The following is a 15,246-nucleotide window of genomic DNA, read 5'->3' as shown; positions in this document are numbered from 1 at the left end:
CAATTCGAGAAAGCAGGAACCAGATGAGTGAGCGGATCACCTACGCCAGGGCTACACACGGCGAGGAAGAAATACAGGCGGTTGTCGACGTCTTGCGCAGCGGGCATCAAGGATTGCGCATCGGCAAGAACGTCTTCGAGATGGAAGAACGTATCGCGGCCTTGGCAGGCAAGAGGTTCGGCGTCATGTGCAACTCGGGATCCTCGGGTTTGTACTTGGCAGTCGAGCTGCTCGGACTGCCTGCGGGAAGCGAGATCATCACGTCGCCGTTGACGTTCTCCACCGACATCGCACCGATCGTGCGTGCCGGTCTGGTGCCGGTGTTCGTGGACGTGGAACCCAACACGTTCAACGTCGACGTCACCAAGATCGAGGCAATGGTCACCGAAAAAACCGGTGCCATCCTCATGCCGAACCTCGCCGGCAACTGCCCGGACTGGGACGTCATTCGTGACATCGCAGATCGTCACGGACTCAAGGTGATCGAGGATTCGTGTGACGCGATCGGTGCCACGCTCCGCGGCACTCCCACCGGCTCCCGGGCGGACATCGTCGTCACCAGTTTCTCGATGGCACACATCATCACGTGCGCGGGAACCGGCGGAATGGTGTGCGTCGACGACGAAGCCAGCCGCGACAAGGCGCTCCTGCTTCGCCGCTGGGGCCGTCGCAGTGAGCCGAATCTGTTCGGTAGTACCAAGTCCGGCCGAGTCTTCCGTGAAGAACTCGACGGCGTCGACTACGACAACGACTTCATCTTCGAGCTCATGTCATGGAACTTCGAGCCCTCCGAACTCGGCGCAGCTTACGGAGTCGTGCAGCTCGACAAGCTGGAAGAGAACTACAAGACGCGTAAGGCAACGTTTGCGGCCTTCACGGCGGCATACGGCGCCCATCCTGAATTCTTCACGACGCCGGTAGAACTCGACGGTCTCGACACGGCGTGGCTGTGTTACCCGGTGATGATCAACGAGAACGCCCCCTTCACGCGCAGCGACCTGCAGGAAGCCATCGAGGCCGACGGTATCGACACACGAACTGTGTGGAGCGGCAACGTCACTCGTCACCCGATGATGAACAACATCGAGTTCCGTCAGCCGGCCGAAGGATTGCCGGAAGCCGACGCGGTTTTCGCCCGAGGAATGACACTCGGCATGAGTCACGGCCTGCGTGAAGACGAAGTTGCCCGGATCGCGGAGAGCATCAATCGCTTCGCCTCGAAGTTCAAATAGCATGACGAGGCGCTTTGACGGCCGCCGAGCGCTTGTCACCGGTTCCAGTCGCGGAATCGGTGCGGGCGTCGCAGAGCGACTGGCAGCCGAGGGTGCCGACGTCGCCCTCGTGGCTCGGACGCTCGGCACGCATGCAACCCTGCCGGGCAGTCTCGAAGAGACTGCGGCTCGAATTGCCAAGTACGGAACCAAAGTCGAGATAGTTGTCGCAGATCTGACGGACGAGCAGCAGCGCGACACGGTGGTGCCGCTGGCGATCGAGAAGCTTGGCGGGACGATCGACATCCTGGTGAACAACGCGGCAGCGGCGATCTATCAGCCGCTGTCGGATTACCCACTGCGGCGGCGACGTTTGATGTTCGAGGCAAATGTCCATGCACCGCTCGATCTGATGCAAGCCGTGGTGCCGGGGATGGTGGCAAACGGATACGGCTGGATCGTGAACGTGTCCAGCGGCACCGTCAAACCGTGGCATGGCCCGCCGTTCACGTGGGTCGAACCGGGAACTGCCATGACCGTGTACGGCGCGTCCAAAGCAGCGCTCAACAGGATGAGCAACGGCATGGGCGTGGAACTTTACGGCCAGGGGGTTCGCGTCAACACGGTTCAACCGCGGGCAGCGGTGCTCAGTGAGGGCGCCAGAGTCCTGGTCGGTGAGACTATCCGGCCGGATCAGGTCGAATCTATGGAAGAAATGGTGGAAGCGGTCACAGCGCTGTGTGATTGCGACACCGAGTTCACCGCGCGCTCGAGCGTCAGCTTGGACCTGATCGACGAGTGGTCCCTGACCGTACGCGGTCTGGACGGAACGGCACTACGAACCGAGGAGTTGGCATGAAGCCCGTCATCGTGGACGCAGCACGAACGCCGTTCGGCAAGCGTGAGGGTTGGCTGTCCGGAGTCCACGCGGCGGAGCTGTTGGGTTATGCGCAGAGAGGCGTGCTGGATCGGGTGGGCGTGGATCCTGACGCGGTCGACCAGGTCATCGGCGGCTGTGTGACGCCTCTCGGTGAGCAGTTCGGAAACATCGTGCGTACGTCCTGGATGCATGCGGGCCTTCCGTTGAAAGCGGGTTGCACCACGATCGACGCGCAGTGCGGCACAGCGCAGCAATCGGTGCAGTTGATCGCCGGGCAGATTGCCATCGGTGCAGTCGACGTGGGTGTGGCGTGCGGTGTCGAGTTGATGTCCCGCGCTCCGTTGACGTACAAGGTGGGTACCGGTCTGGGAACGCCGCGTCCGGAGTCGTGGTCACTCGATACCGTCGACCAGTACACCGCGGCCGATCGGATTGCTGTCAAGCGCGGTTTCAGCCGCGAGGATCTCGACGCCTTCGGGCTGCGCTCGCAGCAGCGGGCGGCGGCGGCGTGGGAGGCAGGCCGATTCGACTCGCACATCATCGATGTGGTCGCTCCGGGCTCTGACGTTCCGGTTCATCGGGATCAGGGTCTGCGCGAATCGAGTCTCGAAGGGCTCGCGAAGCTGCGCACCGTTCGAAAGGGCGGATTGCACACCGCTGGAACGTCTTCGCAGGTCTCGGACGGTGCGAGTGCAGCTCTGCTGATGTCAGAGGATCGAGCCAAGGCCCTCGGCGTGCGGCCGAGCGCAAAGATACTGGCGCAGTGCGTCATCGGCGGTGACACCGAGTTCATGCTCGACGGTCCCGTCGACGCGGCAAACATCGTGCTCGGACGCACCGGGCTGACAATCGACGACATCGATCTGTTCGAGGTCAACGAGGCATTTGCTTCGGTACCGATGTCGTTCGCGCAGGTTCACGGCGTCGATCCCGAATTGCTGAACGTCAACGGTGGTGCAATCGCACTGGGCCACCCGGCCGGTGCAACCGGAATCAGACTGTTGGCCAATGTCATCGACGAACTGGAACGCCGGAACAAGTCCATCGCACTGATCGCGATCTGCGCGTCCGCCGCAACCACCTGCCTGATTCTCGAACGCATCTGACAAGAACCGAAGATTGAGGAACCTGCCATGGCACTACCCCTGCTCGAAGATCACCGTGACCTGGCGGAAGCGGTAGCCGCATTCGCGAACCGCTTCGGTGGAATCGCCGATACGCGGAGCAACGTCAAGAGGTACGCCGCCGGTGATCGGCCGGACTCGTGGGATGGGTTGGTCCGTCAGGGCCTGCACGCAGTGCACCTGCCGGAGCAGTACGGCGGTGACGGGGCGGGTCTTGCCGAACTTGCAGTGGTAGTCGAGCAATTGGGTGATGCGCTCTATCCGGGACCGTACGTTCCGACGGTCATCGCGAGCGGCATTCTCGCAACAGCTGCGGGCCCGGCTGCGGAAACAATGCTGACCGAATTGGCCGCCGGTGCAACCGGAGCAGTCTGCACCGGAACGAGATTGCGCGCGGCTCGCAGCGACGCTGGGTGGACAGTGAGCGGTTCTGCCGACCCAGCTCTAGGTCTGCCCGGAGCTGATGTCGTTCTCGTCCGGGCGAACAGCGAAGACTGCGAGTTGTGGTTCCGGCTCGAACCGTCGACTTCCGCTGCGGTGGTGATCGAAGACGGGGTGGATCTGACACGGTCGATCGGAACACTGACGTTGACCGATCACCAGGTCGAGGCTGGGCTGATCGTCGACGGCCTCCAGGCGCACCGAACCGAACTGATCGTCAACACGGTGTTGGCTGCGGAGGCGAGCGGTATCGCCGGGTGGGCGCTACGGACCGCAGTCGACTATGTGAAGTCCCGGCAGCAGTTCGGCCGTCCGGTCGGAAGCTTCCAGGCAGTTCAGCACAAGGCGGCCATGATGTTGGTTCGCTCCGAGATTGCCTGTGCCGCAGCGTGGGACGCCGCTCGATCCGAAGAGCACGACGAGGATCAGCAGAAACTTGTCTCGGCTCAAGCTGCGTTGGCCGCTTTGCCCGTCGGCATCGAGAACGCCCTCGAATGTGTAACTTTGCTCGGCGGAATCGGATTCACTTGGGAGCATGACGCGCATCTGTACTGGCGCCGGGCGATCAGTATCGCGGCAGTGGCGGGTTCCGAGGTGAAGTGGGCACACACATTGGGAGACCGGTCCGCCGATTCGGAACGGGATTTCTCCTTTGTCGACCCGGAAATGCTGCCGGAGTTACGAGAGCAGGTTCGGAGGGTTCTGGACGAGGTTGCGCTGCTGCCTGACGACGGAACCACCAGCGCGAGTTGGGCGCCGGCCAAGGGGCGCGCTCGACGCGCCCGATTTGCCGACGCCAAACTGGTTGCCCCGCACTATCGGGCGCCGTACGGGCTCGGAGCGGGGCCGAGGGAACAGGCCGTCATCGCACATGAATTCGCGATGCGAGGTTGGGCTCAACCGTCCACGGTGATCGGGGAATGGGTGCTGCCCACGATTCTCGAACACGGCGACGCCGAGCAGCAGGACAGGTTCGTCGAGCCTTCGCTGCGCGCCGACATCATCTGGTGCCAGCTGTTCAGTGAGCCGGGCGCGGGATCAGACCTGGCCGGTCTGAGCACGAAAGCGCGCAAGGTCGACGGTGGCTGGGTCCTGTCAGGTCAGAAAGTGTGGAACTCGGGTGCGCACGAGGCAGATTGGGGAGTATGCCTGGCGCGTTCCGACGCGGACGCTCCGAAACATCGTGGGCTGTCGTACTTCCTGGTCGACATGACCTCGAAGGGCGTCGACGTACGTCCGCTGAAGCAAGCCACCGGCAAGTCGGAATTCAACGAGGTATTCCTCGACGAGGTCTTCGTCCCGGACGACTGCCTGGTGGCCGAACCTGGGCAAGGGTGGAAACTGGCTGCGACAACGCTGTCCAACGAACGCTTGAGCATGGGCAGCACGCTGCACCACGGTTCGAGTCGGTTGTTCCGTCAGGTGATTGCCGACGCGAGCCACGACTGCCCCCGCGAAGATGCAGTGGAAGGCCTCGGCCGCAGTATCTCTCGTGAGTTGGCACTGTCCGCGATGAATCTGCGCGGAGTGTCGGCGCGACTGGCGGGTCAGGAACCGGGCGCCGAGATCAGCGTGTCGAAGGTGTACAACGCCCTGGCGCAGCGCGAGGGCTCGCGGGACCTGTTGCGACTGCTCGGACCGCGCGCCGCAGTTGTCGACCCGTCGGCGAATTACGCGATAGACCACATCGGACTTCCCTCGATTCTGTTCGGCGGCGGAACCGTCGAAATCCAACTCAACGTCATCGCGCAGCGCGTACTCGGCCTGCCGCGTTCGTAGATCTTAGGAGCTTCACCATGTACTTGGATTTGTCGGAGGAGTCGAAGACTCTGCGCAAGGAATTGCGCGCATACTTCGCAGAGATCATCAACGACGAAGACCGCCGTGCTCTCGTGGATCAGACCGAAGGCGGCCCCGTCTTCGATCGCATCCTGCGCCGGATGGGTAAAGACGGTTGGCTGGGCTTGGGGTGGCCGGAGGAATTCGGCGGTCGGGGTGAGAACCCCGAAGCTCTGTATGTGTTCTACGATGAGGTGATTCGCGCGAATGCGCCGCTGTCACTGGTCACGCTGAACACCGTCGGACCCGCTCTGATCAAGCACGGGACGCAAGCTCAGAAGGACTTCTTCCTGCGTCCGATCCTGGCGGGTGAATTGATCTTTGCCATCGGCTACACCGAACCCAATGCGGGCACCGATCTCGCGGCACTCGAAACACGCGCCCGCATCGAGGGCGACGAGCTTGTCATCAACGGCAACAAGATCTTCACCAGTGCGGGTGTGTTTGCCGACTGGGTCTGGCTTGCCGTTCGCACCGATCCTGACGCGCCGACGCATCAGGGCATTTCCGTGGTCTTGGTACCGACCAATTCGCCGGGGTTCTCGGTCACCGAAATTCACACCGTGGGCGGAATCAGCACTTCGGCAACCTATTACGAAGATGTTCGGGTGCCGATCAGCAATGTCGTCGGTGAGCTCAATCAGGGGTGGAAGCTCATCACCAACCAGCTCAACCACGAACGTGTTGCCCTGGCAGCACGCGGTGGCATCGCCAACGAGCTCTTCGCCGAGGTGGTCGAGTGGGCAAAGACGGAACCCGCCGGTGACGGCCACGTCTACGACATCGGCTGGGTACGTGAGAAATTGGCGGAAGTCTACGCGCTGCTCAGCGCCGCCGACCTGATGAACCTGCGACTGGTGGCGGACGTCGCCGCCAACACCTTGGGCGGCGGGGATTCGGCCGCGGCCAAGATCTTCGGTACCGAAGCCGTCGTCAGTGCGTACGGCATGCTGCAGGAAGTGCTGGGTGCCAAGGGCTTACTGCGCCCCGGTACACCCGGAGCGGTACTGGAAGGGCGGGTCGAGAACCTGGGTCGGCGCGCCCAGAACAACACCTTCGGTGGTGGTACCAACGAAGTGATGCGTGAAATTGTCGCCGCAAAATGCCTGGGCATGGCGCTTGCTGCGCGTCGCCGGCCCGCTGCACAGAACGAAAAGAGCTGACATGGAATTCGAATTCGACGACAACTTGTCCGCCGTGCGGGATCTGAGTGAATCGATCTTCTCGGCGAAGTCCGGAGTGGACCGACTGCGGGAAGTGGAGAGCACCAGCGGTTTCGACGCCGAACTGTGGAAGCTCCTCGCCGACTCCGACGTTCTGGGAATCGCTCTGCCGGAAGAGGTCGGGGGAGCAGGACTCGGAATGCTCGGCCTGGCCGCGGTGCTCGAACAACAGGGCCGCCGGGTCGCCCAGGTGCCGCTCTGGTCGGTGATTTCCACGGCGGCGCTGCCGATTTCCGAGTTCGGCAGCACGGAGCAGAAAGCGTCGTGGCTTCMGGGACTGCTCGACGGCTCGGTGATCGTCACCGGCACATTCGACACCGGCTACAACGCCGAGACGGCGGTTCGCGCCGAGCCGGCGCCTGACGGTTGGGTTCTGTCAGGCCACGTCGACTCCGTGCCTGCCGCGGAGTTCGCGGCCGCGCTGGTCGTTCCGGTGACGATGCCGGACGGCAGTGTCAGCGTCATGATCGTGCCCACGGACCGGGACGCGCTGGTGCGTACACCGCTTGCGGTGACGAACCGCGAGAGCAACAGTTCTGTGCAGTTCGACGGGGTTGCGGTTACTGCAGCTGACGCACTTCCCGCAGACGGCGCGGTGGTTCGAGACTGGACGTTGCGGCGTGCACGGGTGGCTCTTGCGGCCCTGGCTACCGGCGTCTGCGAGGAAGCGCTGGGGATGACGGCGAAATACACCTCCGAGCGAGTGCAATTCGGTCGTCCACTCTCGACCAACCAGGCAGTTGCCGTCCGGGCCGCCGACGCGTACCTCGACACCGAGAGCACAAGGTTGACCACGCACCGCGCTGCCTGGCTGATGGACAGCGGAGTCGAGAGTGAAGCGGAAGCAGCGGCGCTGGTCGCCAAATGGTGGGCGTCGCGCGGCGGCCTGCGTGTGGTGCACGCGACCCAGCACCTGCACGGCGGAATCGGAGCGGATGTCGACTATCCGATTCACCGCTATTTCCTGTGGGGACGGCAGATCGCCTTCACCTTGGGGAGCGTGGGGGCGATAGGCGCCGAACTCGCCGATCAGTTGGAAATCCGAGCCCAGATCGGGGCGTCGGCGTGAATATCTGAGACGACAGGTTGCAGTCACGGGCAGCGCGTCGGCAATCATCGCGCTACTCTGCCCTTCGTGAATCGCACCAGTTCGTTCATCCGGCCGTTGGTTCCGCGGGATCCGCACGAGCCGCATCGGGTGGCGACGCCGCTCGAGCTGCTCACCGACCTCTGCTTCGTCGTGGCGGTCGCTCAAGCGGCCACCGGTCTGCACCACGCGATCAGCGAAGGGCACGCGGCTTCGGGCGTCGGGCACTTCGCGATGGCGTTCTTCGCGATCTGGTGGACGTGGCTGAACTTCACGTGGTTCACCTCGGCGTACGACAACGACGACGGAATCGCCCGGCTGCTGACCATCTTCCAGATCCTCGGATCGCTGGTCCTTGCAGCCGGCATCGTCCGCTTCTTCAACGACGACGCCCTGCTCATCATCGTCGGCTACGTCATCATGCGAATAGCCCTGGTCATCCAATGGCTCAGGGTGTCGCGGAACGACCCCGAACATGCGCTCACGGCTCGTCGATACGCTCTCGGAATCGTGTTGGTCCAGATCGGTTGGATCGGTTTCTACTTCGTTCCGTCCGCCATTTACGTCCCGACGTTCCTGGTGTTGGTTCTGTGCGAATTCGCGGTACCGATCTGGTCGGAGAAGCCGGGCATGACGCCGTGGCACCCGCATCACATCGCGGAGCGGTACTCGTTGTTCTTCATCATCGTTCTGGGCGAGACGATCCTTTCGACCACCATCGCGATTCAGGACGCGGTCGACGGTGAGCATCCGGCAGCGCAGGTCACCTACGTCGTGATCGGCGGCATTCTGATTGTCTTCAGCCTGTGGTGGCTCTACTTCCAACGCAATGCAGGCGAAGTGATCGGCGGTGACAACGTCTCACCCTTCGTCTGGGGGTTCGGTCACTACTTCATCTTCGCCGCCGCTGCCGCCATCGGTGCGGGGTTGGCTTCGCGCGTCGACTTCTGGACTCATCACGGTGACGGCAGCGCGTTGGTGACGGGTGCTGCCGTCACCGTTCCGGTCGCGGTCATCCTTGCAGCGCTGTGGTTCATCCACATTCGACTACATGACTCCTCGGTACGCACCCTCATGCCGTTCTCGGTCGCGATCGTCGTCGTGCTCGGTGGTACCTACACCGCGGTGCCCGAACTGGTTGCGGGACTGGCCTGCGCCGCGCTGTTGGCCGTGGAACTGGTTCTGACCGAGGGGAAATCCGAAACCGTCTGAGCGCTCATTCGGCGGCAAGGAATATCGCCTTGGTGACGGCGACGGTCTCCAGCGGTCCCTTCGACGGTCCGACCAGCACGGTCCACCGATCTTCGGAACGATCGATCGGATAGGTGCTTTCGGCCCATACGATGGGTGTATCCGTCCCTTGCCCTCGGCAGGAGTAGGCGCCCGCCAGACGGGGGTCGGATTCGGCAGAGGGCCACGAACCGCCGTGCCGGACGCGGCAGAGAAGGCCGTTCTCGAGTTCGAGCCCGAAGGGAGTCGGGCCGGCGGGCGGCGGATAGGCCTCGACGCCGTCCACGCCTCGAGCGGTGATCAGTTCTGTTCCCCAGGGAAATTGCAGGCAGAGAATCGAATCGGGCTCCGGGCCGACCCAACACGCGTCCGCCCCGTCTGCGGTGCTTCCGCAGGTGATGACTCCCGGCGTGACGGCCGACTGAGATGCTCCGTAGCACTCGCTGATCTTCATGGCCGGTGTCTTGACACTCCAACCGGATTTGGGTTTGCCGGAACCGTCGACGGCAACAAGATTCACGATCTCGGTGGGTGTACCGCCCGCCGATGATCCCGCAGTCGCGGGCAAGCACCGGCAGAGGACTATGCGGGTGATAGTTCCCTCATCCGCTTTCTTGCCTTCGGGTGTGAAGGTGATGCGATACCCGGTTCCTGCTTCGGAGTCGGCCGGAAAGACTGCAACCGATTCGCCGTCGGAATTGGTTGTGGCAGTGAAGGGACCGTACAGTTCGGCGGCGCGCTGCATCTTCTGGCCGACGGCCAGTCCGTCCAGTGTGACAGCACCGGTCCGGGGTGCAATTTCGACGAGAACGCCATCGGTAAAGGTCAATTCGCAGTCTTGCCATTCGACCACCACCGTTCCGGTCTTCGATACCGACACCAGATCGCCGGCCGCTTTCCGTGCGTCCTCCACCGTCATGCCGATCCGAAGGTCACGGAAGCCGCTGGTGGAGAGTCGCTCCCGTGCGGATTCGGGATTCGAGGCAACCGCCAGCCGTGCGGTGAGTTGCGCTGCGTTGGCGGCGTCGATCGCCATGCCCCCGGTCGCGTCGGCGATGCACTTCAACTGGCCGGACGCAGCGGCGTCGAGCTTGAATCCGATTGTGTGGATAGTCAGGTCAGGATCGTGAGGTATCGCTTCCGTGGACTCACATGGAGGTTCGGTTGAGCAGGTGTCCTCTCCATCGGAGACGAGGATGATCGTGCGCTCGCCATCGGTCGGGAGTGCGGCGGCGGCTTGTTGAAGCGCAGCCATGATCGGCGTGTATCCCGACGCGGACAACCCGTCGATTCCCGCTGCGAATGCATTTCGATCGAGCGGTCCGAGTGGCACGACGGTCTTGATGTCGCGGCAACCCGCGTCCTTCTCGGCGTCGCTGCTACCTGTGGCGGTGCCGTACGCGATCAGACCGAGCGCTGTGTCGTCTGGAAGACCACTGACAAGAGTGTGAATCGCGTTCTTGGCGGCATCGATTCGAGGACCGGGAGCGTCGTCCTGCTTCATCGACCCCGAGGCGTCCAGGACGATGATGCTAGGCGCCGTTGCGCTCGCCTCTGAAACCGGATCAGCAGTGACACTTGCCTGCTGGGGCCCGCCTACTTCCTGGGTCCCACCTGCTTCTTTGGGCCCGCCACTGCCCTGCGTCGAACACCCGACGGCAATGATCGCAGTCGCCGCAATACAGATCGCCACACGAAGACGCATGGAATGAGGCTACGAGGTGCCGCCGCCCACCAACAGTCGTCCGAACGGACGACAGGCTCAGCGAATCGCGAGCCGCTCCTTGCGGAGCTTGTCGACCTCGGGCAGATGCAGGGGTTCGAGCTCGTTGACGCCCAAGGCCCGCATGAGCAGGAGGTCCGCGAGTTCCGGATTCCGGGCCAAGGCGGGTCCGTGCATGTACGTCCCGATCACCGAACCCTGCACGACGCCTTCGAATCCGTCACCGACGCCGTTTCCGACACCATGGGTGACACGTGCGAATCCAGAGGCTGAGCTACCCAGAGTTGTTCCGCCGCGGTGATTCTCGAAACCTGAGAGAGGTGCTGTGAGCCCGTCGATCAAGGGCTTCGTGATGACCTCGCCGATGGAACGCTTCTCCTGCGGAGAGGTCGTGACGTCGAGCATCGAGACACCGTCGACGCGTTCGCCGCTGGAGGTTTCGTACCAGTTGCCGAGCACCTGAATGGCAGCGCAGATCGCCAGAACCGGTGCGCCGCGCTCGGCGGCGCGTTGCAGGCCAGGGTATTTCGCGAGATGGCGCGTTGCGAGTCGCTGAGCGGAATCCTCGGCGCCACCCAATGTGTACACGTCGAGCGAGTCGGGGACCGGATCGCTCAAGGTGATGTCCACGATTTCGGCGTCGTACCCGCGCATCCGCAGACGCTGACGCAGGATCAGGGCATTGCCGCCGTCGCCGTAGGTGCCCATGACGTCGGGGAGAACCAGTCCGATGCGAATTGTCGAGTCAGACATTGCGAGACTCCTTCGCGATGGCGGTGTTGAGGTCACGGAAGGCTGTGTAGTTCGCCAGTACCTCCACGCGTCCGGGAGGGCAGGAAGCGATGGCGCGCAACGGATCCGGATCGAGGGTGTGCTCGACGCCTGCGTACGTGAGGCGAACGGCGAGATCGGTTCCGCGTTCGCCGGCGGCCACTACCTTGACGCCTTCGAAGTGTTCGAACTTCACGTCCCACAGCCAGGAGAGGTCCTCGCCGTCCGGCACCTGACCGTTCACCGCGATCACGAGTCCGTCCACCGTGGGATCGATCATCGACAGCGCTTCCTGCCAACCGGCGGGATTCTTCGCGAGCAGCATGTGGACGGAGTGCGGTCCGACCTCGACGGTGCTGTAGCGGCCGGCGACTTCCTGGACCGTCGACGCGGCGGCAACTGCCCCGACCGGATCTGCGCCCAAAGCAGCCGCAGCAGCTACGGCCTGAGCGGCGTTACCGCGGTTGGCTTTTCCGGGGAGAGTCAACGTCATCGGAATCTTCAGGCCGTCGGGGCCGTAGAGATTGTCGTCGTCGAGCCACCAGGTCGGCTCGGGCCGCGCGAAGTCGGAACCGGTACTGCGCCAGTGCTTTCCCTCCCACACGATGGGTTCACCGGTGCGCGGGCAGCTGACGGAATCGCCGGCCCAGCCGCCGCCGGCAGCAACCCACACGACGTTGGCGGCGTCGTATGCCACGGAGGTGACCAGTACGTCATCGCAGTTGGCGACGATCACCGCGTTCGGATGCGCATTGACGCACGCGCGGAGCTTCCGCTCGATCATGTTGATCTCGCCGACCCGGTCGAGCTGATCGCGGCTGAGATTGAGCAGCACGATCACTTCCGGGTTCACGGCGTCGGCTACGTGGGGGACGTGCAGTTCGTCGACCTCGAGTGCTGCCAGCGTTGCGTCCGTACGCGCGGCCAGAGCGGCCACGATCCCGGCATCCATGTTGGCGCCGTCGGCCTGCGTGGCGACGTCACCGAGTGTCGCGAGCGCTGCGGCGGTCATACGCGTGGTCGTCGACTTGCCGTTGGTGCCCGTGACCACGACGGTGCGCTTGCCGCGTCCGAGCTGAGTCATGAGCGTCGGGTCGATCTTGAGGGCGATCAACCCGCCGATCATCGAACCCTTGCCGCGACCGGCCTTCTGCGATGCCCAAGATGCTGCTGCGGCAGCTCGCATGGCGAGCTTTCCGCGCACTGTGATCGATAGTCCAGTTCCCACGGCCCGAGTTTGGCACAGGGCATCGTCAGACGCCGAGTCGCGCCGGTGGTGAGGCTGCAGGTGTGTCCGAGAAAACAGTGTTCGCGGGCTTGCGCCTCATCTGTGCGGCACTCGCTCCGGCGATCACGATGACTGCCCCGACCAGGGACAACGGGCTCGGATCCTCGTGCAGGAACAGCCAGGACGCGCCGATTCCCACTACCGGTACCAGCAAGGAGAGCGGCGCCACCATGCCGGCGGGATAGCGGCCCATGAGCATCGTCCAGAGCCCGGATCCGGCGATGGTGCCGAGCAGAATGATGTAGGCCAGCCCGACCAGTGACGGCCAGGCGTCGGCGCTGAACGCGGTGCCGAGCGCGTGCCATCCGACGGTCGGGCCTTCGACCACCGCTGACAGGGCGAGCATCGGCAACGGCGGGATGACGCACATCCACAGCATCAAGCGCATCGGTGCGGGCTCGCCGACGGTGTTCGCCGCGGCCAAGCGGCTGCCGAGATTGCCGAACGCCCAGGACAGACCGCCGAGGAGCGTGAGGATCACGGGCAGCAGTGCCGCGTGGTGTGAACGGTCCCAGCCGATCAACGACATACCGGCTACGGCGACGGCGATCCCGGAGACCTGCCAGACGCTGAGCTTCTCGCGGAGCAGGAACGCGCCGAGTAGGACGGTGAACGGCGCGGACGACTGCAGGACCAGTGATGCGAGACCCGTCGGCATCCCCGAATGCATCGCCCAGAAGAGGAAGACGAACTGGCCGAATCCGAAACCGAATCCGTAGAGCAGCAACCAACGGAGCGGTACCTGCGGACGCGGCACGAAGATGACCACCGGAATCGCGATGATCAGGAACCGCAGCGCCGCGAAGAAGAACGGCGGGAAATGATCCAGGCCGACGCGAATGGCCAGGAAGTTCAGACCCCACAAGACGATCACGGTCAGGCCGAGGAGACGGTCGCGGGGAGTCATGACGTTAATCGTGAGCCGTACGAAGCATCAGAACAAGCGAATATAGATGCACTATCCATGTAGTTTTGCTACATGGATATTCGTCACCGTATGGATGCCACGCGCTTGCGGATCCTCCGTGAGCTCGCCGACCGAAGAACCGTCGGCGCTACTGCTCTCGCTCTCTCGATGACACCGTCCGCCGTCTCGCAACAACTCAAGATCCTCGGCCGAGAGGCGGGGGTCTCGCTCCTCGAACCGGACGGGCGCACGCTGCGCCTCACCGACGCTGGTCGAGCGCTGGTGCTCCGCGCCGACGACGTGGTGGCGGCGCTCGACCGGGCAGCGGACGAGATGGCGTCGTACCGAGGCTCGCCGCGCGGCAAGGTGCGAGTCGCGTTCTTTCCCTCCGGAGCAGCTCTCCTGCTGCCCGGCGTTCTGACGGCGCTGAAGAACTCGGACGTGGACATCGACGCACACGACGTCGACAAACCGGCGTCGGCCGTCCCTGGACTGTTGGCCGATCACGACGTGATCCTCACTCACCGTGACGAACGCGGCGCCGAGACCTCGTTTCCCCGGGTCAGCGTGCAACCGCTGATGCGTGAACCGATCGATCTGGTGCTGCGGCCTGATCATCCACTCGCCGAGCAGGATTCGGTCCGGTTGGAACAATTGGCCGACGAGAACTGGATCAGCGTGCGCGGCGGGTTTCCGGTCGACGACGTTCTGTTGTCCGTTGCATCCGTCACCGGGGTCCAACCTCGAGTCGCTCATCGGATAAACGATTTCCGAGTTATCGAAGAGTTGGTGGCGGCGGGCCACGGTGTGGCTTTGATGCCGCGTTACGCGATCACACATCCTGGAGTGTCGAGGAAACCGGTGGCAGGCGTGCGCGCTGCTCGCGTTTATGAATTGGCAACTCGATTACACATCGACCGCAGCCCGGCTATCGGAGTGGTTCTCGACGCTTTTCGCGACGTCGCGCGAGCTGTCGGTGAATGAACGGCTGTCGGTGCATGAACGGCGGATGGTGAATGAATACGAAACGGGAGCGACACGATTAGTGTCGCTCCCGTTTCGGTAGTGCAATCCTCACTGATTAGTGAGGGCCTGAATCAGGCGAGGGCCTTGGCCTTGAGCGCTGCGAATTCTTCTTCGCTGATGGTGCCGGCGTCGAGAAGCGCCTTTGCATCTGCGATGGACTCGGCCGGGGACTTTCCGGCAACCTCACGGATGTAGCTGTCCTGTGCATTCTTGACCTGCTGAGCAGCCTCCATGGAGCGCTGGGCCATTCCGTCGCTTCGGACGATCAGATAGACGAGCGAGGTGAGCAGCGGAATGAAGAACAGGAAGACGATCCAGATTGCCTTTACCCAGCCGGAAGTCTTGTGATCGCGGAATAGGTCGGTGATGATCGAGAAGAGCAGGATCAGGTACGCGATGAACGCGAAGCTGATGATGATCAGCCAGAGGAAGTCCCAAAAGGAATCCATTGTCGAGCCCCATTTCACAAGTCGGATTTGTCTGAGGTGACTATCTC

General features: G+C 63.3%; 13 protein-coding genes. 8 read left to right on the top strand and 5 right to left on the bottom strand.

The genetic code is table 11. From position 1 onward, the window contains the following. Nucleotides 1–23 precede the first annotated feature (23 nt). From AC1DWA_RS09745 to AC1DWA_RS09715, 7 genes are all read left to right on the top strand, one after another. Nucleotides 24–1,232 carry a DegT/DnrJ/EryC1/StrS family aminotransferase gene (locus AC1DWA_RS09745; protein WP_019746553.1) on the top strand — a complete coding sequence of 403 codons (1,209 nt, stop codon included), beginning with the start codon at nucleotides 24–26 and terminating at the stop codon, nucleotides 1,230–1,232. 1 nt (nucleotide 1,233) lies between these two features. After that, entirely contained in the window at nucleotides 1,234–2,070 is an 837-nt protein-coding gene (locus tag AC1DWA_RS09740; RefSeq protein ID WP_133728605.1) for an SDR family NAD(P)-dependent oxidoreductase, read from the top strand. Continuing rightward, nucleotides 2,067–3,197, top strand: a complete 1,131-nt coding sequence (locus AC1DWA_RS09735) for a steroid 3-ketoacyl-CoA thiolase (protein WP_020905913.1) — start codon at nucleotides 2,067–2,069, stop codon at nucleotides 3,195–3,197. Before AC1DWA_RS09740 ends, AC1DWA_RS09735 begins: the two co-directional genes overlap by 4 nt. Nucleotides 3,198–3,224: 27 nt before the next feature. Continuing rightward, nucleotides 3,225–5,435 carry an acyl-CoA dehydrogenase gene (locus AC1DWA_RS09730; protein ID WP_477846654.1) on the top strand — a complete coding sequence of 737 codons (2,211 nt, stop codon included), beginning with the start codon at nucleotides 3,225–3,227 and terminating at the stop codon, nucleotides 5,433–5,435. 17 nt (nucleotides 5,436–5,452) lie between these two features. Continuing rightward, the gene (locus AC1DWA_RS09725; RefSeq protein ID WP_020905915.1) at nucleotides 5,453–6,658 is read left to right on the top strand and encodes an acyl-CoA dehydrogenase family protein; all 1,206 of its coding nucleotides are present in this window, start codon (nucleotides 5,453–5,455) and stop codon (nucleotides 6,656–6,658) included. 1 nt (nucleotide 6,659) lies between these two features. Continuing rightward, nucleotides 6,660–7,787: an acyl-CoA dehydrogenase family protein gene (locus AC1DWA_RS09720; RefSeq protein ID WP_477916627.1), complete on the top strand. Its 1,128-nt coding sequence runs from the start codon at nucleotides 6,660–6,662 to the stop codon at nucleotides 7,785–7,787. A gap of 66 nt (nucleotides 7,788–7,853) precedes the next feature. Further along, the gene (locus AC1DWA_RS09715; protein WP_020905917.1) at nucleotides 7,854–9,017 is read left to right on the top strand and encodes a low temperature requirement protein A; all 1,164 of its coding nucleotides are present in this window, start codon (nucleotides 7,854–7,856) and stop codon (nucleotides 9,015–9,017) included. A 4-nt stretch (nucleotides 9,018–9,021) separates the two neighbouring features. Here AC1DWA_RS09715 and AC1DWA_RS09710 read toward each other — a convergent pair whose 3' ends face one another. The 4 genes from AC1DWA_RS09710 to AC1DWA_RS09695 are packed head-to-tail and all read right to left on the bottom strand — an operon-like array spanning nucleotide 9,022 to nucleotide 13,724. Then, a complete protein-coding gene (locus tag AC1DWA_RS09710; protein WP_477846652.1) occupies nucleotides 9,022–10,740 on the bottom strand; it encodes a vWA domain-containing protein in 1,719 nt (572 codons plus the stop codon). A gap of 57 nt (nucleotides 10,741–10,797) precedes the next feature. Then, nucleotides 10,798–11,511 carry a type 1 glutamine amidotransferase gene (locus AC1DWA_RS09705; protein ID WP_019746560.1) on the bottom strand — a complete coding sequence of 238 codons (714 nt, stop codon included), beginning with the start codon at nucleotides 11,509–11,511 and terminating at the stop codon, nucleotides 10,798–10,800. Next, on the bottom strand, nucleotides 11,504–12,757 hold the full coding sequence (locus AC1DWA_RS09700) for a MurT ligase domain-containing protein (RefSeq protein WP_283310271.1): 1,254 nt from the start codon (nucleotides 12,755–12,757) through the stop codon (nucleotides 11,504–11,506). Before AC1DWA_RS09700 ends, AC1DWA_RS09705 begins: the two co-directional genes overlap by 8 nt. 25 nt (nucleotides 12,758–12,782) lie before the next feature. Further along, a complete protein-coding gene (locus AC1DWA_RS09695) occupies nucleotides 12,783–13,724 on the bottom strand; it encodes an EamA family transporter (protein ID WP_058038234.1) in 942 nt (313 codons plus the stop codon). A gap of 90 nt (nucleotides 13,725–13,814) precedes the next feature. On the opposite strand from AC1DWA_RS09695, the gene AC1DWA_RS09690 reads away from it, so the two are divergent. Further along, a complete protein-coding gene (locus tag AC1DWA_RS09690; protein ID WP_069147130.1) occupies nucleotides 13,815–14,708 on the top strand; it encodes a LysR family transcriptional regulator in 894 nt (297 codons plus the stop codon). Between the two features lie 113 nt (nucleotides 14,709–14,821). Here the strand turns inward: AC1DWA_RS09690 and AC1DWA_RS09685 are convergent, their stop codons facing one another. Next, nucleotides 14,822–15,199, bottom strand: a complete 378-nt coding sequence (locus AC1DWA_RS09685) for a PLDc N-terminal domain-containing protein (protein ID WP_020968226.1) — start codon at nucleotides 15,197–15,199, stop codon at nucleotides 14,822–14,824. Nucleotides 15,200–15,246: the final 47 nt, after the last annotated feature.

It is taken from the genome of Rhodococcus sp. P4_F3_2, from assembly GCF_056401335.1.
This window is presented reverse-complemented; position numbering and strand designations above follow the sequence as displayed.